At 61.4% G+C, this 18,195-nt stretch carries 17 protein-coding genes; 14 read left to right on the top strand and 3 right to left on the bottom strand.

Features of this window, described 5'->3' with window-relative positions:
* The first annotated feature begins 226 nt into the window (after positions 1-226).
* Positions 227-1,372, top strand: a complete 1,146-nt coding sequence (locus VGN12_00485; protein ID HEY4307900.1) for a hypothetical protein — start codon at positions 227-229, stop codon at positions 1,370-1,372.
* 35 nt (positions 1,373-1,407) lie between these two features.
* Positions 1,408-1,638 (top strand): hypothetical protein, encoded by a 231-nt coding sequence (locus VGN12_00480; protein HEY4307899.1) that lies wholly within the window; start codon positions 1,408-1,410, stop codon positions 1,636-1,638.
* A gap of 269 nt (positions 1,639-1,907) precedes the next feature.
* Here the strand turns inward: VGN12_00480 and VGN12_00475 are convergent, their stop codons facing one another.
* Positions 1,908-2,468, bottom strand: a complete 561-nt coding sequence (locus tag VGN12_00475; GenBank protein ID HEY4307898.1) for a hypothetical protein — start codon at positions 2,466-2,468, stop codon at positions 1,908-1,910.
* A gap of 495 nt (positions 2,469-2,963) precedes the next feature.
* Here VGN12_00475 and floA point away from each other — a divergent pair, with 495 nt between their 5' ends.
* The 3 genes from floA (at position 2,964) to VGN12_00460 (ending at position 6,580) form a co-directional block, all read left to right on the top strand.
* Positions 2,964-3,947: a flotillin-like protein FloA gene (gene floA / locus VGN12_00470; GenBank protein ID HEY4307897.1), complete on the top strand. Its 984-nt coding sequence runs from the start codon at positions 2,964-2,966 to the stop codon at positions 3,945-3,947.
* 115 nt (positions 3,948-4,062) lie between these two features.
* Entirely contained in the window at positions 4,063-4,848 is a 786-nt protein-coding gene (locus VGN12_00465) for a formylglycine-generating enzyme family protein (GenBank protein HEY4307896.1), read from the top strand.
* Between the two features lie 130 nt (positions 4,849-4,978).
* Positions 4,979-6,580: a C25 family cysteine peptidase gene (locus VGN12_00460; protein ID HEY4307895.1), complete on the top strand. Its 1,602-nt coding sequence runs from the start codon at positions 4,979-4,981 to the stop codon at positions 6,578-6,580.
* Positions 6,581-6,657: 77 nt separating this feature from the next.
* Here VGN12_00460 and VGN12_00455 read toward each other — a convergent pair whose 3' ends face one another.
* On the bottom strand, positions 6,658-8,247 hold the full coding sequence (locus VGN12_00455; GenBank protein ID HEY4307894.1) for a hypothetical protein: 1,590 nt from the start codon (positions 8,245-8,247) through the stop codon (positions 6,658-6,660).
* 374 nt (positions 8,248-8,621) lie between these two features.
* Between VGN12_00455 and VGN12_00450 the strand changes: the two genes are divergently transcribed.
* Positions 8,622-9,365 carry an NAD-dependent deacylase gene (locus tag VGN12_00450; GenBank protein HEY4307893.1) on the top strand — a complete coding sequence of 248 codons (744 nt, stop codon included), beginning with the start codon at positions 8,622-8,624 and terminating at the stop codon, positions 9,363-9,365.
* Between the two features lie 205 nt (positions 9,366-9,570).
* Here the strand turns inward: VGN12_00450 and VGN12_00445 are convergent, their stop codons facing one another.
* The gene (locus VGN12_00445) at positions 9,571-10,347 is read right to left on the bottom strand and encodes a class I SAM-dependent methyltransferase (GenBank protein ID HEY4307892.1); all 777 of its coding nucleotides are present in this window, start codon (positions 10,345-10,347) and stop codon (positions 9,571-9,573) included.
* 117 nt (positions 10,348-10,464) lie between these two features.
* Here VGN12_00445 and VGN12_00440 point away from each other — a divergent pair, with 117 nt between their 5' ends.
* The 8 genes from VGN12_00440 to pheT all read left to right on the top strand — a co-directional run bounded on the left by VGN12_00440 (position 10,465) and on the right by pheT (position 18,113).
* The gene (locus tag VGN12_00440; GenBank protein ID HEY4307891.1) at positions 10,465-10,983 is read left to right on the top strand and encodes a hypothetical protein; all 519 of its coding nucleotides are present in this window, start codon (positions 10,465-10,467) and stop codon (positions 10,981-10,983) included.
* A complete protein-coding gene (locus VGN12_00435) occupies positions 10,980-11,885 on the top strand; it encodes a tetratricopeptide repeat protein (GenBank protein ID HEY4307890.1) in 906 nt (301 codons plus the stop codon). The genes VGN12_00440 and VGN12_00435 overlap by 4 nt, the downstream gene beginning before the upstream one ends.
* A gap of 569 nt (positions 11,886-12,454) precedes the next feature.
* Positions 12,455-12,844, top strand: coding sequence for a hypothetical protein (locus tag VGN12_00430; protein HEY4307889.1), 390 nt, complete (start codon positions 12,455-12,457; stop codon positions 12,842-12,844).
* Positions 12,845-12,941: 97 nt separating this feature from the next.
* Positions 12,942-13,349, top strand: coding sequence for a hypothetical protein (locus VGN12_00425; protein ID HEY4307888.1), 408 nt, complete (start codon positions 12,942-12,944; stop codon positions 13,347-13,349).
* A gap of 474 nt (positions 13,350-13,823) precedes the next feature.
* Positions 13,824-14,027, top strand: a complete 204-nt coding sequence (gene rpmI / locus VGN12_00420) for a 50S ribosomal protein L35 (protein ID HEY4307887.1) — start codon at positions 13,824-13,826, stop codon at positions 14,025-14,027.
* A 195-nt stretch (positions 14,028-14,222) separates the two neighbouring features.
* Positions 14,223-14,582, top strand: a complete 360-nt coding sequence (gene rplT, locus VGN12_00415; protein ID HEY4307886.1) for a 50S ribosomal protein L20 — start codon at positions 14,223-14,225, stop codon at positions 14,580-14,582.
* A 344-nt stretch (positions 14,583-14,926) separates the two neighbouring features.
* Entirely contained in the window at positions 14,927-16,021 is a 1,095-nt protein-coding gene (pheS, locus tag VGN12_00410; protein HEY4307885.1) for a phenylalanine--tRNA ligase subunit alpha, read from the top strand.
* A 55-nt stretch (positions 16,022-16,076) separates the two neighbouring features.
* A complete protein-coding gene (gene pheT, locus VGN12_00405; protein ID HEY4307884.1) occupies positions 16,077-18,113 on the top strand; it encodes a phenylalanine--tRNA ligase subunit beta in 2,037 nt (678 codons plus the stop codon).
* The last annotated feature ends 82 nt before the right edge of the window (positions 18,114-18,195 follow it).

The raw sequence follows: 18,195 nt of genomic DNA, 5'->3' as shown, positions 1-18,195 counted from the left end.
CTTCGTAAGCAGCTTGACACCCATTCGGCCCCTACCTAGGCTAAACGACTGGAACTTCACGCAATACATTTTCACGCAGCACCGATAAACGCCGCGTATTCTCGATTTTCTTTCTCGCCAGTGAAGAGCAGATAGTTCGTCAATTCTTTACCTGAGGATCGCCTCAACGGCGCGATCGTCAGCGACGTGCTTCTCTCCTGCTTTTCATCTTCCAAGGTTATTCAATATGGGTTCTGCGCGCTTGGTTCTACGTCCTAATCCTAACCAACGATCAGCGGCGACGTTTCTTCGGCTCGCACTCGCCGCAACGATCCTGGCGACCTTCGTCACCGCACACGCCCAGGCCGTCACGATCGTCGATTTCGGCGTCCCCGCATCACCCGGCGGAGCATTCCCGTCGCCAATCGCCATCAACAACGCCGGAGACGTGGCCGGGGTTCTCAGCACGGCAAGCGGTCTGGAACCCTTCTTGTGGCATAACGGTGTGACAACGCCCCTTCCCACGCTGCCCGGTGCGACCGGGATCGCCATTACGGGCATCAACAGTTCGGATCAGATCGTCGGCTACTCGGTCGGGCCTGATGGTCTGAAGCAAGCCGTCGAATGGCAAAACGGGACGATCGCGGTGCTGCCCGCCGAGGTAGGCTTTTCGGAGAGCGCCGCGAATGGCATCAATGATGCAGGCCAGATCGTCGGCAGCGTCGACAACTATCCGACAGACAGCACGACGCATTCTGTCATCTGGCAAAATGGCATCATCAGCGACGTGAATACAACCGGCGGCACCGCGGCCCTGGGTATCAACAACGCCGGTCAGGTTGTGGGAGGGCAAGCGCCCGCGATTATGTACCCCGGGTACAATGGCTTCGCTTGGCAAAATGGCAACTTGTCTCCCGTCGTGCCGGCAGGAACCTACGTAACCGCGACCGCGATCAACAATCAGGGGATGATCGTCGGCAACCTATCGCCGACGCTCGGATCTCATACCCAACAAGCCGTTCTCATTCAAAACGGCGTGATCACGGCCCTCGGGACCAATGGTTATCCGACGAGCTATGCCACTGCTATTAATGACCTTGGACAAGTCATCGGCGTCTCGGATGCGAATGGCTATCGACCGTTCCTGTGGCAAAACGGTCAAATGACGTCGCTCAATTCGCTGATGCCAACCGGCTGGACGTTGTGGGGAGTATTCGGCATCAACGATCGCGATCAGATCGTCGGACTCGCCGACGTGCCAGGCTCGCAATTTCGCGACGCCGTGCTGATCACGCTGCCCGAACCATCGACCTGGGCGTTGTGCCTGCTGGCCGCGGCGTTCGTGATTGTGAGCTACGCACGTCGGCCTCAGAAGGTCGGCAAATCCGCGTAACGGCGTTTTCTAATGGCCTCGTGAAGGAGTTAGAGTTGGAAGCCCCTCGGTTCACTGACGGCGAGTTGGAGTTCCGCATCGGCGCCGAGGGCGTTGCGATCTACGCGACGCGAGGCGGACTTAAAGCGCTCTCCGAGATTTGCATCAGGCTACCAGCGCGATCGCTGGGACGCGACGGAACGGTACACGTCCACCTAGAGGATCGTGCCCTGCTCACCAGCAATTCTGTAAACGCCGCCATCGCGGCTTTCGAGCGCGTTGATTAGATCGGACGACGGGAGCCGGCGGCGTGTGACAACCCGTCCGTGCTTGAACTCGCGAATCCTCGCCCGGAATTCGCCCTCGCATGAATAATAACGTTACGCAATACCCCGCGTGACATGCCCTGGTTCCTCGGGTTTTGTACCGTCTGATACCGCTGACTCCCGCCTAGCACGGTATCGCGGTACGGGGGGATCAGCGGTCAACAATCGACGGGAACTGGCGGCGAGCAGCAGGAAGGCGCTTTGGGCATGGGAGCGTTGCACCGGCACTGTCATTTCTCCACGAGGCTGACGCGGATACGGTCGCGCCGCCACTGCGAAACGTACTCATCGAAGTGCTGAACGGCTTCCGTATTCGCTGTCAGTCCAAGGGTCGAGAGTTCTCCATTAGCTTGGCGGATCTTCTCCCATTCTGCGGAGCCAAACCGCTTTTCGTTACGAGAATTGTACGAACTCGAGGCACGGCCGTCTGGAAGAATCTGAATGTTTTGTACTTCATGCAGGTAAAACTTTGGCTCCCCAACCACCTTCGTAATCGTTTTCGCTTTGTAGTCGATTTCGACGTCAACCTGCATCGTCAATGTGTACCGGCCACCAAAAAAAACCTCGGTGTTCCACATCTTCGGGCCGCTGTCAAAGCCGAAGTGCGTGATGAAGTGGTCAGCGATCGGGAATACTTCTTCCATCTGCACTGCGATGGGAAGAACCGCACGGGCAGAACGAACGGTCGCCTTGTATTCGTCCCAGTTCTGCGACCTGCGAGCAATGCAGCCATCCGGCGCGCATCCAACGCACATGCAGAGCATCAAAAGTAAAGACGAACTTTTCTTCATGCCAGTACTGAATCTGCCCCGAATTGGTCGTCGCCAGCCTGGAACGGGGCCAGCAACGACGATGTGGCTAATGCCCGTCCATCGCCCCATTGTAAACCGCAAGCGCGGGAAGAGATTAACCAAACGAAGATGACTGCTGCCTGACTAAGTGCGACAGCCCAAACTGCAACCAGCGGCAGCGGGTCTTGGGTGCCTAGGGGCTGGCATTATCCAACCCTTCATTCGTTCGGGGCGATTCCAAAGGCGCTCGCGTCCTCGCGCAGACGCAGATTAATCCCAACCGTGTCCAATCCCGCCCGTCTCCGCTTGAAATCCCGGGCGGCCGCCTCGAATTCGCCCCCGCGCGTAGAATAACGTATCCTATCGAAGCCGGGGTTCTGGCGATAATGCCGCCCCGCGGCCCTCGCCGGTCTGGCGGGACGCGACGACTGGCTTGCCCAACAGTTCCGACAAAGTCGATCAACACCAACGCAACAATCACCAGCAGATAAGAATATGACCGCGTCCACAGTTCTTCTTGCCGCCGCCGTGCCGAACTCGATCACCTGGGCCGTCACGGCCGTGCTGTTGGTACTGATCCTGATCGTGTTCCTCATCATGGCCGCGACCTACGGCAACCTGTGGTTTCAGGCCTACATGTCCAACGCGCAGGTCAGCATGCTGCGATTGGTCGCGATGAGCTTTCGTCAGGTGAACGCCCGCACGATCGTGCAATCGAAAATCATGGCCATGCAGGCGGGCCTCGGCAACGATCCCGCGGCCGGTATCACCACCCAGCGGCTCGAAGCCCACTACCTGGCCGGCGGCAATGTGCCAGGCGTGATCCGCGCGATCATTGCCGCGCATCGTGCCGACATCGACCTCGACTTCGATCGCGCCGCCGCCATCGACCTGGCCGGCCGCGACGTGCTCGACGCCGTGCAGACGAGCGTGAGCCCGAAAGTGATCGACTGCCCCGATCCGCAAAAATCGAAGAAGTCGACGTTGAGCGCCATCGCCCGCAACGGCGTCGAGCTGCAAATCCGAGCCCGCGTCACGGTGCGGACAAACATCAAGCAGTTGATCGGCGGCGCCACCGAAGAAACGGTCATCGCGCGCGTCGGTGAAGGAATCATCACCTCGATCGGCTCGGCCGAAAGCCACCTGGTCGTGATGGAAAATCCGGACATGATCTCGAAGGCCGTACTGGCCCGTGGGCTGGACGCACAAACCGCGTTCGAGATCGTTTCGATCGACATCGCCGATATCGACGTCGGCGAAAACATCGGCGCCCGCCTGCAAGCCGACCAGGCCGAGGCCGACACGCGCGTGGCCCGCGCGAAAGCCGAAGAGCGCCGCGCCTTCGCCATCGCTCGCGAACAAGAGATGAAGGCCAAAGTCTCGGAGAATCGCGCGAACGTCCTCATGGCCGAAGCCCAAGTCCCGCTGGCCATCGCCGCGGCCTTCCACGACGGCAACTTCTTGACGACCGGCAGCTAAGCGCCGACCTCTCGGCAAGATCGGGATTCGACGTCGCATCGAAAGTGCCGTGCTGTATCTATGCGCGGCGGCGCACTAGAATCGTGGTCTCTCACCCTACGAGGACCACGCGCCCATGATCGCCCTGTTACTCGTCGCGCTCGTAACAGCCGAGCCGGATAACGCGAAGCTCGAACTATTAAAAATGTTTCGCGATGAGTTCGTTGAATTGACGCCCGGCGAGGGGGATTTTCCGGCCGCCTATCAGAGGGGCGATGACGATGGCCTGTCCGCCGAGCGTCCCGCGCACCGCGTCAAGCTCGCACGCCCCTTCGCGATCGCGCCGTACGAAGTACCGCAGAACTTGTGGCAGGCCGTGATGGGCGAAAACCCCAGCCGCTGGAAAGGGGCACGCAACGCGGTCGAGATGGTCAGCTATGTCGATGCCGTGGAGTTCTGCCGCCGCGCGACCGGGGCCCTGCGTGACGCGAAACTCATCACGCCGAAACACGTCATTCGCCTTCCCAGCGAAGCCGAATGGGAATACGCAGCCCGGGCCGGCGCCCGCACGCGCTACTCGTTCGGCGATGATCCGGCGGCACTCGGCGACTACGCCTGGTTCACCGGCAACGCGACTGGCAACGATCCGCCGGTCGGCGCGAAACGCCCCAACGCCTGGAAGCTGTACGACATGCATGGTTACCTGTGGGAATGGTGCGCCGACACCTGGCACGACAACTACGACAACGCGCCCGCCGATGGCAGCCCCTGGCAATCGGGCGACGCCAAGGTCGGCGTCCTGCGCAGCGGAAGTTGGAAAGATCCGGCCGATCGGCTGACCAGCAGCTATCGCCGCCGCGCCCCGCGCGACCTGAAGGATGACGCGGTCGGTCTGCGCTGCGTGCTGGCCGAAGAGCCGTAATCATCATTCGCTGGCGCTCTAGCATTGACCGCCGCCAGCAGGTAATCACCTTGCCCCGCCACACCGCGGCCCGTTAAAGTCAGAGTCTCACGTTTCCTGCAGAACTCTCGGCTCGGCAGCATCACGAACCATGCTCACCGTCTCGCTCGCTCTCGCGCTCCTTACCGCCGCTCCCACGGCGCAGGCAGCTACCGCCAGGCAAGCCGCGCCTGACACGCTGGTCATTTGCCCCGAAGCCTTTCGCTCGCCGCTCGCGCCGTGGCTCGAATTGCGCGCGTCGCAGGGACATCATTGCCAGGTCATCAAGCCTGACTCGGTCGATGGTCTTCGCCAGCAAATTCGCGCGATCGCTAAGCAGGGCGCCTTGCGATATATCGTGCTCGTGGGCGATGCGCCGGTCGAGAATCAATCGGCCAACTCGCTGGTCACGGTGCCGACGCATTATGTGCCGTCGCAAGTCATCATGCGCTTCGGTGGCGAGAAGGTGATCGCCGGCGACAACTGGTATGCCGATCTGGACGACGATCAATTGCCCGACGTCGCGATTGGTCGGCTGCCGGCCGACTCGGCCGAGGATCTGCGCACCATGATCGACAAGATCCTTGCCTACGAGCGCGGCCCGGCCCCCGGCAACTGGCGGCGGCGTATCAATCTCGTGGCCGGCCTGGGCGGCTTCGGAGCGCTGGCTGACGCCGCGATCGAAGCCAGCGCCAAGCGACTGTTGATCGACGGCATTCCACCGGCCTACGCCACCAGCGTCACCTACGGCAGTTGGCGCAGCCCGTATTGCCCCGACCCGCAATTGTTTCACGCCTCGACGGTCGATCGCTTCAACGAGGGTTGCCTGTTCTGGGTTTACATGGGGCACGGCCACACGCGCACTGTCGATCGCGTCCGCACTCCCGATGGCCAGCATCACATCTTCAACACCGACGACTGCGGCAAGCTGCAATGCGGCGCGCGGTCGCCGATTGCCCTCTTACTCTGCTGCAGCACTGGCGGATTCGATCAGCGCGACGATTGCCTGGCCGAGGAGTTACTGCGCACCAAGGATGGCCCTGTGGCCGCTCTGGCCGGCTCGCGCGTGACGATGCCTTACGCAATGAGCGTGCTGGGGGCCGAAATGCTGCGCATCTACTTCGCCGAGGAGTGCATGACGGTGGGCGATCTGCTGGCCGCGGCCAAGCGAGCCATGATTTCGCGCCCGCGCGACGACGAGCGCAGCCAGACGATCGATGCACTCGCGAAAATGCTGAACCCCGCCAGCGTGGATCTGGCCTTGGAACGAGCCGAGCATCTGGAGCTGTTCAATCTGATCGGCGATCCACTCCTGAAGCTGCCGCGCGCCGCCACGGCCGAGATAACAGCCCCGAAAAATATCCGCTCAGGCGAGCCGCTCGAAATCTCAGGCAGCACGCCCATCGACGGCGACGTGGAAGTCGAGCTGGTCGTCCGCCGCGACCGGCTGACCTTCCGCCCCACCCCGCGCACCAAGTACGAGAGCTCGGCCGCGGCGCGCGAGGAATATCAACGCACCTACGCCCGAGCCAATGACACGCGTCTCGTCTCGCAAGTGACGAAGAGCGCCGACGGCAAGTTCCGCGCAACCCTGGCCGTGCCCGCCACGGCGAGCGGCGAATGTCACGTACGCGTCTTCGTGCAAGGCGTCCAAGACATAGCCGTGGGCGCCACGGACATCACGATCGAACCATCAGTCGCGATGAAGAAGTAGGCCAAAGTAGGTTGCCGGGCACCATGCTTTTTCCGCGCCAGCGGAATAAGCATGCCCTGCTAAGCGCGACAGGACAACTACTTAGACGGCTGTGGTTCGAGAGATTTTGCGAGTGTGGCGATGTCGTCGCCGGTGATCCGTTGCGCCGTCTGTTCGAGCATGTGCTTGAGGTGAAGGATGCCCTCGGCGCCGCTCGGCATGCCAATGTTGCCATTCGGCCCCTTGCTCGTGACAAGCACCGTCCCGTCAGGCTCGACGATCGCGTGATAGGGTATCCCCTGCGATTGTGAGCCCGGCAGAAGAGGCCTGACCACTTTATAATTCTTGTCGACGCTTCCCATCACCTTCACAAGCACGTAATCCTTCTCCAGCACGGCACGCTGATCATCCATCCAGCGAGTCAGCCGGAAGCAACTGCCGCAACGCGGCCCGCAGTCGACAACCCACAACCGCCTGCCACCGGCCCTGGCCTCGTCCCGCGCCGCGGTTAAGAGCTCTTGCGCGTCTCGCGGCGCTGGTCGATGCATGCTGAGAAATCGCTGTCCTTCGGCGTATGCCGCGTCTGATTGCTCGGACTTGAGTCGCTGATTGGCCACGATCTGTGCCGCATCATCTAACACCAACAGCACAACTTCTCCCGCTTCAGCGTGGGGCCACTTCCATGCTGCGATCGTGGCCACTTCCTTCGCCTGTCGGGCAACCGACACTGAGAGGGGCCGATATGCTCGTGCGTCGGGCGTGTCGTCGGTATCGAGCAGTCGCGACGCGAGATCGACCGTGCTCTTTGTTTTGTCACCTTCCAGCACGACCAGAGCACGCATCGCGTTCAACTTCGCGTCACGGCAAACGAGTGGGACCGCTTTGGCCAGCGGCTCTTCCGCGGGAATGGCCGGCGCAAACAGGGCCGGATCAATCTGCTCATTCAATCGCAGGCTCGCCTCGTCGATGGCGGCGTTGTAGGCATGCCGAGAGCTCGTTGACAGCGGCAAGGCAATACGACCGACCGACGTATCGACTGTTCGATACCGCATGACAATGGCATCCGACAGCGGCTCCCCTGTGTCACGTAGTACCGACGTCCATTTCATGGGAGTGCATCCGAGTTCAACAGCGAACCAAACGGTGACACGTCCTTTCTCGAAATCAACATCTACCTTGCGACAAGGAACTCCGGCCGCCTCTTCGTCGCCGACGACCTGCGCGTGCGCAAACGCATTCATCCAGGCGTCCAGGTCGCGCACCGTCGCCCAGGTGTAATTATCATTCGCGAAGAATAGCCATTCGTACATCAAGAAGAGAGGATTCGCTGCGATGGGAATCGGCCGGGGTTCCGGGACCGCTATTTTGATAACGCGGCCATTTGTGCGGTAATGATTGTCCCCATCGTACGCAAACAGCAATGCGGGACGCTGGTCAGGCTGACCGAACGTTCCCTTCTTCCAATACTCGATGCGGTATTTCTCGCCATCGTGCAAGTAATGATGAAAGTACCCGCCCTCGCTTTCGAATGTGCAGTCGATGGTGCGCAGCCACCGCGCACTTGCGCTCCCCTTCGCGGCAATTTCCGAAAGATCACCCTCCGCGCAGGCCGCGCTGATACAGCACGCTTGCGCTAACAAGGCCGCAAAGACGGTCGCCACGCTCATCACCAAATGTTGTATCTGCAACGTCTACTCCCTTGTTGCACAGCGGTCGCCGGTCCGCGTCTCTCGTCGAAACGCGCGCCGCGCCGTCGTCGATTGTTTATTCATCCTGCGGAAGAAACGTGATCGATGTACAAATAAAACACCACTTACATTACTGTAAAACGGCGACTGTTCATTGTAGTAATTAATTCGTGACGACCGCAAATCATTCGTCGAATCGAAAAAACTCCCCGTCCGATCATTTTCAGCGGAGAGTCGAAGATGACCCCCTCTCCCTTCGGGAGAGGCAGGGTGAGGGCCGTAGGGTGCGCTGTGCGCACCAGAATCCCAATTCGGTTCTAATGGTGCGCATAGCGCACCCTATAAAACGGCCACTCTCTGTCGACTTGCATCCAATGAACCCGCACGAACAGATTGCCGATTGGTTATCCACCGCGCGAACGGCCGTGGCCTTCACCGGCGCCGGCATCAGCACCGAGAGCGGTATCCCCGACTTCCGCTCGCCGGGCGGAATCTGGACCCGCTTTCGCATGATCATGTATCAGGAGTTCATGGAAAGCGCCGAAGCACGGCATGAATACTGGCAGCAAAAGGCCGCCGGCCAACTCGAGTTTCGCGACGCGCAACCCAACGCCGGTCACAAGGCGCTCGCCCATTGGGAGCAGCAAGGGCGCCTGGTGGGCGTAATTACGCAGAACATCGACGAGTTGCATCAGCGCGCTGGCAGCCGCCAAGTGCTGGAGCTGCACGGCACGGCGATGATGATCGAATGCCAGGACTGCCGCGAGCGCTTCGCCGTCGATCCGCTGGTCGAGGAATTTCGTCGCACCGATCGCGTCCCCCCCTGCCCTGCCTGTCACGGTGACCGGTTGAAACATGCCACGGTCTCGTTCGGCCAGGCGCTGCCGCCGACCGTGATGCAGAACGCGTTTCAACTGGCGCGACAGGCCGATGTCCTGCTGGCGCTCGGCTCGTCCCTGGTCGTCGAACCAGCGGCCAGCATCCCGCGCATAGCGAAGCAACACGGCGCAAAGCTGGCGATCATCAATCGCGATCCGACGCCGCTCGACGATCTGGCGGACCTGGTCCTGCACGAATCGATCGGTCAGGCACTAAGCGAGATCGACCGGCTACTATAGCGAGCGCTCGATCGGCAATGACAAGAGTCGCCTGCACCACGAGTTCGCCTCGCAGCGTCCTAACCCTTCTCCCTCCGGGAGAAGGCAGGGTGAGGGCGCGCAACAACTGATCGTCAACTCAAACGCGACGCCCGTAGAAGAACCCCCTCACCTAACCTCTACCCCACAGGGGAGAGGGATTTTGCGATGCGACGCGTGCAGAGAATTACTCCCCCTTCTCCGCCGCGTCGTCCCGTTCGAAGAACATCAAATGCTGCCACGGCAGCTCGTCGTATTGCTCGACCAGCTTGAACCCGTTCGGCTGGTACTCTTTCAAGATCTGATCCTTCGTCATCTTGTGTTCCAGCTTGATCGGCACCGTCGGATCTTCGAGCCGAAATTCCGCCAGCGCGATCCGCCCGCCGGGGGCCAGGCTCTTGCGCATCGCCTGCAGCATTTGTTCCGGGTAAGAGAATTCGTGGTACACATCCACGATCAAAATCAGATCTACCTTCCCCTCGGGCAGGCTCGGATCGATCGGCGTGCTCAGGACCGGTTGGACATTCTTGATCTTCTTACCCTTCAATTGCTTGTCGAGCAGGCTCAACATCTCGGGCTGAATATCCACGGCCAGCACCTTGCCCCGCTCGCCCACCTGCCGGGCCATGCGCAGCGTGTAAAAGCCATTGCCGCATCCCATGTCGCACACGGTTTGCCCCGGCTTGATCTTCAAGGCCTTGATCAACTGCGTGCAATCTTCTTCGCTCTGCCGCTCTTTGCGCACCAGCCAATCGGCGCCGTGAAACGTCATGTATGGCGCAATCCCGCGCCCTTTATAGGACTGCAAAGGAGCCGGCAGCGGTTCATCCCGCGCCGTATCGGCCGACGGTGCGGCGGATGGCGTCTCGGCGATGGCGTTTTGCCCGCGCGCCGGTCCGGCGAAGACAGCCAGCAGCCACCAGCCAACCACCACGATCAAGAGCTTGAAGCAGGGCAGGCGCACGCAGAACTCCTTTTCTCCCGATGAAGAATCGCGAATCGGGGGCCGCATCACGACCGGGGCATTAATGATACGGCCCCGACATCGGTCCATCCTAGACCCGCCGCCGGGGCGACGCGAGTGGCACGTTCAACCCCCGAGAAACTGCCCGAACCGCAAGGACCGACACCGCCGGGCGGATCGGCCCGCGTCGAACAGACGTCAGATAACCGCATTCTGCGGCGTCACGCGTTGATTAGAATTAAGAGGATGACCCTCGTCTCGCATATCCGCTGGCGCAAACCGCAATTCGGCCTCGGCGCCCTGCTGGTCGGCACGGCGCTCGTAGCCCTGATCGCGGCGTCGTTCGTCTGGCAGATGCACCTGGTCCGCACGCGCAACGCACTGGCCGACGATATCACGGCCCGCGGCGGTTCGGTTTACGCGGCCGCCGAATTGGTCAGCGACGGCGCAGCGGGCGGGCGGGTCTCTTCGTTTCGCCAATGGCTGGGCGATCGAGCGGTCGGCACGATCTATCTGCCGCCCCCCAACTTCTCGCAGGACGACTTCCGCACGGTGAAGAAAAACTTTCCCGAAGCGCACATCTGGCCCCCGACACCCGTGGCCAGCAACCGTCACATTGCATCGGAACCACGATGAGCCACACAAAATCAACTTTTGGATCAGTGCGCCTCCTGCTGATCGTGGCCGTGTTCACTCTCGGGGCGGTGGGCTGGTGCCCTGCCGGCGAACCACAACCAAACGACCGGCAAGTCGAACTAGAAAAGGCGTCGCTGTTACGTAGCCGCGTTGAGGAATTATTCGCTCGGGGCAAATTTGCCGAGGCCGAGCAGCCGGCCGAAGACGCCGTGAAATTGTATGAGAAAGCGCTAGGGCCCGACGACGCCGAGGTCGGGCGCAGCGTTTACTTTCTGGCCGCGGTGAACAAGGCCCAGGAAAAGTACCCCGAGGCAGACGCGCTGCTCGACCGCGCGCAAGCGATTCTCGAAAAGGCGAAAGGCGCCGTGCATCCAACTGTCGCGATGTGCCTCGCCGATCGTGCCGACGCGCAGACGGCTTTGGGCAATCACGACAAAGCGAATGAATTCTTCGCCCGCGCCGACGACATCTTCGCCAAAACCATAGGCGAGGACGATCCTGGAGCCGTCGCAAACCTGCAACACTGGATCATTGCGTGCAGAGCTCAGCGCAAACCCGATGCGGCCGAGCGGCTCTGCCGCAAGATCCTCGCCGTTCAAGACAAGTCGCCCACGCCCGACGACTCGGCGCGATGGTTCGCCCTGGTAGAGCTAGGCAACGCCTGTACGGATCAAAAGAAGTACGACGAGGCCGAGCCCGCTTACAAGCGGGCTATCACCATCGTCGAGGCTCGCGACCCGAAACACATCTTCGTGGCGACGACCTTGGAAAGCCTGGCGAATATGTATTCGCTAGCGGGACGCGAGGCCGACGCCGTCGCCGCGCGCCATCGTGCGGCCCCCATCTTCGCCGCCGATGAAGCTGCACGCGAAATCGAGGATTTAATATTACCGCTCGAGTAACACGCGCCCCGGCATTCCGGCAAAAGTCGGCAATGCAAAACTCGTCGAAAATCCCTTGATATTGGCTCGCCCAAACGGGCGAGGTATAGTCAAATCAGACGAGGGAGACTGCTGCCGTGCGTCAATTAAGAACCGCAACGCTGCTGTTGGTCGTGGGCGTGCTTTTGCTTCCGCCCCGCTGGTGTTGCGCGATTCCCTTTCTGCCGACCGAATGTTGCGCGGCCTGCAAAGCGTCGCCGGCCACGCACGAATCATGTTGCGGTTGCAAAGCCGCCAGCCACGCGCCCGCGAAACAGCGCCCGTGCAAGTGCCAATGCAATGATCCCCGTGCGCAATTAGCAAAATCGCCGGAGATTGAACAGTCTGGCGCAGTCGCAGTTATCTTCACGCTACCAGTGACTCTATCGGCGCCGAGCGATGCGCCGCATTTTCTTGCCAATATCATTCTCCCCACGAACGACATTCGGCCCCGGCTGTGCCGCTGGCTGAATTGATGATGGCGCTGCGCGCGTTCGTCGTTCGCTGAACCGCTGCGTTAGCAGCATTATCTTTCCCTGGGAACATTACCCATGACCAATCGTCGTTCACTACTGGTTCTATTAGCTACGTTTGCTGGCAGCCTGGCCTTTGTTGGTACCGCGCAAGCCGCGGGCAAGGTTTCGGACGCTTGTGCAAAGTCGTGCCGTTCCTGCGCCGAGGTCTGTAAAAACTGCGAGGATTGCTGCAAGAAGGACAATCCGAAATGCGCCAAGAAGTGCGAGGCGTGCCACCACTTCTGCCTGGCCTGCGCCGCACTCTGCGAGTCAGGGTCGCCGCTGGCGTACGATACGTGCGTGCTGTGCGAGAAGATGTGCAACGAGTGCGCCGAAATGTGCGAGAAGTCCGACAAGGACTGTTGCAAGATGTGCGCCGAGACGTGCCGCAAGTGCGCCAAGGAGTGCAAAGCAGCCCGCAGTTAAGTGGTTAATTGACGTACGATTCGGCCGCCCCCGAGGTAACGCCTCGGGGGCGGCTTTTTTGCTTTACGGCTGCCTGGCAAAATCGGAAACTCAAACCATGCACACCGCATCATCCACGCGCCGCCGCGGACTTCAGTTCGGGTTGGGGACGATGCTGGTCGCGGTGACGATTTTCGCCGCGTTTCTTGCCCGCGACGTTAATTGGATGCACGAGCGCCAAGCTTTCGCTGCCCAGCAGCAGCGAGCGGCAGAAGCGCGGGGTGTGGCAGTGTCGTTCGCAGATATGCCCTCGCCGCCCGGCTTGCTGGGGCTGTTCAACGAGCGCGTTGACCGCTGCATGTTTGTCATTTGCGAGGCGACATCGGAATCGACGCTCACGACGCGTGACATCGATCAGTTGCGAGAGGCGCAGCGGCTCTTCCCGGACGCTAAGATCGCCGCGGTTCACCATATCGCGACGCCGACAGGATCGACGACCAGCGTCAGCACGCCGAACTTCGATTAAACCCGGGCTGACCGCGACGTTTTTAGACGTCGGCTACCATTCGAGGGGCGTTTGCGTCGGGGGCGGAGTGGTGCAGGTGGTCGCGGGTCATGGTGATGATCGATAGTATTCGACGTTGTTCATGTTCGGCGGTGGCGGTGGCGGTGGCGGATTGTGGAAGCTACATCGAGTCTTGGGCAATGGGATCCATTCCGCCTCTTGCTCCTCCGAGAGCCATCCTCTCACGTACGGAGCAGATATCGCTGCCGAGATCGCCGCCACGGTTATCAATGCAACGACCGACCGAAGTCCGAATTGCAGCGAGGGATATGTCACGTCGAGATTCTATCGCGGGGACGACTTCCGGCCGACGGCGATTCGCAGGGCCGAGCGACCTTCCGCCCGTTTTTACCCTCTTTGACGGCCGGCCGGTTTCCCCTATAATCGCGGTTTCCTTTATCGCCAACTTGCCGCCCCCTGGGTGGAATCAAAGCCATGCCAAAGCAAAAAACACACAAGGGTTCGAAGAAGCGGTTCCGCGTGACCGCCACCGGCAAGGTCATGCACCGCGGCACCGGCACCAGCCACTTGGCGACGCACATCAGCAAGAAGCGCCGCCGTAAGCTGCGTGGTACCCGGACCTTGGCTCCTATGGAAGCCACGCGGATCAAAGAAGCGCTCCGCGGCTACAGCTACTAGTTTGATGTTGCAAGGTGCCCGAGGGGCACAGGTTGTAGGGTGCCCTGTGGGCACCAGATGCTACTAACCATCGGTAAGAGTGGAGAAACGACAAACCACTCACGTTCGAAAAAATTAAAACACCACGCCGGGCAACAAACATTCCCTCTTAAGCAGGGAAGGCCTTGAAAGCGTGAGACTTAGGAGTCGACTGCCATGAGGACGACCAAAGGCGCCGCTCGCACGCAAGCGAAGAAGCGCCTCTTCAAGAAGGTCAAGGGTTTCCGCGGCGGCCGCGGCAAGCTGCTGCGTACAGCCAAGGAAACGTTGGTTCGCGCCGGCGTTTACGCCTTCCGCGATCGCCGCGTCCGCAAGCGTGACTTCCGCCGCTTGTGGATCATCCGCATCAATGCTGCCGTCCGCGAACGCGGCCTGCGCTATAGCGAGTTCATCCACGGCCTGGAAAAGGCCAAGATCGGGCTCGATCGCAAGTCGCTCTCGGAAATGGCCATCGCCGATCCCGCCGGCTTCGACGCCGTCGTGGCCCAGGTCAAGGCTGTCCTGCAAGCTGCCTGATCACGATCGATCGGCGGTTTCCAGACGTTGCAATTGAACGGTCTCGGGTGACAAAACGCGAGGTGCTGCGCGCACCCGTGCGCCTGCTGCGGTGTCTCGGACTACAGGCGATTGTGTACCGCGCTTCAGATTCGGCGTGCTATTCGCCTGATGGCGAAAAAGCACGACACCGGAACCGATCGTACTGTCGCTTCGTAGTGGGCACCAATGCCCAAACCTCGGTTCATGGTGCACACAGTGCATCCTACTCCAAGGCGACTGCACCAATAGCTCTGTCACGTTTCTCGCCCGGCGGTTACGCTGCTGGCTAGTTTTTGCATCGATGGCCCCGTGTCTATCGCAACATGGCTCTCGCTGAATTCGTGGCCGAACTTGATGGTCTGCTGAACGACGCCGAAAACGCGTTTGCCGCCGCCGCCGATGCCGCGGCGCTCGAGGCCGCGCGGATCGAGTTCCTCGGTGCCAAGAGCGGCCGTTTGAAGAACGTGCAAAAGGGGTTGGGCACGGTCGAGAAAACCGAAAAGCCCGCCGCCGGCAAGCGCTTGAACGAAGTGAAAGAGGCGCTCGAAACCGCCTTCACCGCCGCCGAGCTACGACTCAAGCAACATCAATCGCAGGCAGGTCGCGGGGGACCGTCCGCCGGCCCGCAATTCGATGCCACGCTTCCCGGCCGCGCGATCCGGCTCGGCCACTTGCACCCGATCACGCAGACGATCGAACACCTGAAAGAGATCATGGGCCGGCTCGGCTTCAGCGCCGCGGGCGGGCCCGAGATCGAGGACGAGTGGCACAACTTTCAGGCCCTCAACATTCCGGCCGCGCATCCGGCGCGCGACCCGCTCGAAAATTTCTATCTCTCCACGGCCGCCGTCACGGCCCCCGCCCCGTCAGGCAAGGTGACGGAGGCTGCCGCACAACCGGCCGCTGGCCGCGACACGGGCGGACCGCTGCTGTTGCGCAGCCAGACCAGCACGGTGCAGATTCGCGTCATGGAAAAGACGCCGCCGCCGGTGCGCATCATCTCGCTCGGCCGGGTCTATCGCCCTGACACGGCCGACGCCACGCACTACCCGATGTTCCATCAGATCGAAGGGCTGCTGATCGATCGCCACGTAACGATGGCCGATCTGAAAAGCGTGCTGCGGCTATTCGCCCGCAGTTATTTCGGCGGCGACGTACACATTCGCTTCCGTCCGTCCTTCTTTCCGTTCACCGAGCCCAGCGTCGAAGTCGACATGAGCTGGAACGACAACTGGATCGAGATGGGGGGCGCCGGCATGGTCGACCCGAACGTGCTGACGGCTGTCGGTTACGATCCCGAAGAAGTGAGCGGCTTCGCCTTTGGCCTGGGGGTCGAGCGCGTGTGCGCTCGCCGTCACAACGTCACCGACATTCGCGAATTCTATAAGAACGACGTCCGCTTTCTCGAGCAATTTTGACCTCGTCCGCCGCGGCGTGTGACGCCACTATCATTCCCGAATTTCGCAGCTTGCCATGATCGTCTCCTGGAACTGGTTGAAAGAGTACGTCCAACTCGACATGCCGGACACCGAGCTTGCGCGCCGGTTGATGCTGGCCGGCCTCAACCACGAAGAGACCAAAGCGGTCGGCGGCGACTTGGCGATCGATCTGGAAATCACGAGCAACCGCCCAGACTGCCTGGGGCACATTGGCATCGCGCGCGAGGCGGCCGTCCTGTTCGAGCAGAAGTTGAAGCTGCCGCCGGTCGACCTGCCCGAGACGGGCCCGCAAGTCGGCACGCTGGCCAGGGTGCGCATCGACTGCCCGCAACTCTGCCCACGCTACACGGCCCGCGTGATTCAGGGTGTGAAGGTCGCCCCCAGCCCCGCCTGGCTGACCGGCCGGCTGGCGACCCTTGGCATCGCGGCGATCAACAACATCGTCGACATTACGAATTACGTGTTGATGGAGTGCGGTCAGCCGCTGCACGCCTTTGATCTCGCCGGCATCACCAGCCGGGAGATCATCGTTCGCGAGGGACGCGCCGAAGAGCAACTGCTGGCGATCGACCATCGCAACTATGCGGTCGGCCCTGGCGTCTGCGTGATTGCCGACACCCGTCGCGCCATCGGCATCGGCGGTGTCATGGGGGGCGCCGATACCGAGGTCACGAACCAAACGCGCGACGTATTGATCGAGGCCGCGGCATTCGACCCGATGTCGATTCGTACCACCGCGCGACGTTTGAATTTGCACAGCGATTCATCGTTCCGCTTCGAGCGTGGCCTTGATCCCGAAGGGGTTGATTGGGCCAGCCGCCGCGCTTGCCGTTTGATTCTGGAACTGGCCGGCGGGACGCTGGCGTCAGGCGTGATCGACGTCGGCACGAAACCGCCGGCGCGTCCCCCCGTCGTGCTACGGCTATCGCAACTCAAACGCGTCCTGGGCATCGATATTCCACCTGCCCGCGTCCGGCAGATCCTGACGGACCTCGGCAACAAAGAGTTGAAGGCCGACGCCGCGCAGATCGAGGTCGTGCCGCCCAGTTGGCGCGCTGACCTGACGCGCGAGATCGACCTGGTCGAGGAAGTGGCGCGAATTCACGGCTATGACGAGATCCCCGAGGACGTCAGCGTGCCGATGGCCGCCTCGGCCCGCCGTCGCGAGGACCAGGTTCACGACCAGTTGCGTCAGGTGCTAGTTGCGGCCGGCTTTGATGAAGCGCTGACGCTCAGCGTCGTCGAGGAAGACCTCTCTGCCGCCTTCAGTCCCTGGACCGACGCGGCGCCGCTGGTGACCCAGATGCCGATTCTGCGCCGGGCCAGTTTTCTGCGCCGCAGCCTGGTGCCTAGCCTGTTGGCCGCGCGGCATACGAACGAGACACTTTCGAATCCGACAATCGAGCTCTTTGAGATGGCGCACGTCTATCTGTCGCGCGCCACAGGTCTGCCTGACGAAGAACGAATGCTGGCCATCACCAGCGGCGGCAACTTCGTCGCGTTGAAGGGGGTCATCGAAGCCGTCGTGACACGGCTTAACAGGCAAGCCACGCTCGAGGTCGCGCCGCTCCCAACGGTGACCGGTGCCGCGTCGACGCTGCTCGAACCGGCGCGTTCCTGCGAGTTGCTGGTCGCTGGCCAGCGGCTCGGATTCCTGGGCGAGGTCAGCCGTGAAGGGTTAGGCCGTTTCGAGTTGCGCGGAGCGTCGACGGTCGCGGAGCTAAAGCTGTCCGTCCTCGACAAGCTCGCCAATCTCGTCCCGCAGTACGAGCGGCTGGCCACATTCCCCGCCATCGAGCGCGATCTGAACCTGGTCGTCGACGAGCAGGTCACCTGGGCCGAGATCGCCGCCGTGGTGCGTGCCGGAGCTGGACCGAATCTCGAACAGCTCGCCTATCGCGACACCTATCGAGATGCGGAAAAACTGGGGGCGGGCAAGAAAAGCATCCTGCTCTCGATCAAGCTGCGCGACCCGCAAGGCACGCTAGCCGGCGAACGGGCCGATGCCATCCGCGAAGAAATTGTCGCCCGGGCGGCAAAGACACTCGGCGCACATTTGCGCGCGCTGTGAGCGCCCTTCGGGCACGAGTTGTAGGGTGCCCTGTGGGCACCATGTATTTCGTTTCCGGCTTATCGCATCATGGCAGGTTCGT

The sequence above is a fragment of the Pirellulales bacterium genome, from assembly GCA_036499395.1.
Classification (GTDB): Bacteria; Planctomycetota; Planctomycetia; order Pirellulales; family JACPPG01; genus JACPPG01.
The sequence above is the reverse complement of the archived record's forward strand: the minus strand, read 5'-3'. Positions and strand labels throughout refer to the sequence as shown.

What these genes read in the sequence shown, in the direction of transcription:
- VGN12_00485 (HEY4307900.1), top strand. Translation starts at nt 227, where the DNA reads ATGGGTTCTGCGCGCTTGGTTCTACGTCCTAATCCTAACCAACGATCA.
- VGN12_00465 (HEY4307896.1), top strand. Translation starts at nt 4,063, where the DNA reads ATGATCGCCCTGTTACTCGTCGCGCTCGTAACAGCCGAGCCGGATAAC.
- rplT (HEY4307886.1), top strand. Translation starts at nt 14,223, where the DNA reads ATGAGGACGACCAAAGGCGCCGCTCGCACGCAAGCGAAGAAGCGCCTC.
- VGN12_00430 (HEY4307889.1), top strand. Translation starts at nt 12,455, where the DNA reads ATGACCAATCGTCGTTCACTACTGGTTCTATTAGCTACGTTTGCTGGC.
- pheT (HEY4307884.1), top strand. Translation starts at nt 16,077, where the DNA reads ATGATCGTCTCCTGGAACTGGTTGAAAGAGTACGTCCAACTCGACATG.
- VGN12_00450 (HEY4307893.1), top strand. Translation starts at nt 8,622, where the DNA reads ATGAACCCGCACGAACAGATTGCCGATTGGTTATCCACCGCGCGAACG.
- VGN12_00425 (HEY4307888.1), top strand. Translation starts at nt 12,942, where the DNA reads ATGCACACCGCATCATCCACGCGCCGCCGCGGACTTCAGTTCGGGTTG.
- VGN12_00475 (HEY4307898.1), bottom strand. Translation starts at nt 2,468, where the DNA reads ATGAAGAAAAGTTCGTCTTTACTTTTGATGCTCTGCATGTGCGTTGGA.
- VGN12_00435 (HEY4307890.1), top strand. Translation starts at nt 10,980, where the DNA reads ATGAGCCACACAAAATCAACTTTTGGATCAGTGCGCCTCCTGCTGATC.
- floA (HEY4307897.1), top strand. Translation starts at nt 2,964, where the DNA reads ATGACCGCGTCCACAGTTCTTCTTGCCGCCGCCGTGCCGAACTCGATC.
- VGN12_00460 (HEY4307895.1), top strand. Translation starts at nt 4,979, where the DNA reads ATGCTCACCGTCTCGCTCGCTCTCGCGCTCCTTACCGCCGCTCCCACG.
- pheS (HEY4307885.1), top strand. Translation starts at nt 14,927, where the DNA reads ATGGCTCTCGCTGAATTCGTGGCCGAACTTGATGGTCTGCTGAACGAC.
- rpmI (HEY4307887.1), top strand. Translation starts at nt 13,824, where the DNA reads ATGCCAAAGCAAAAAACACACAAGGGTTCGAAGAAGCGGTTCCGCGTG.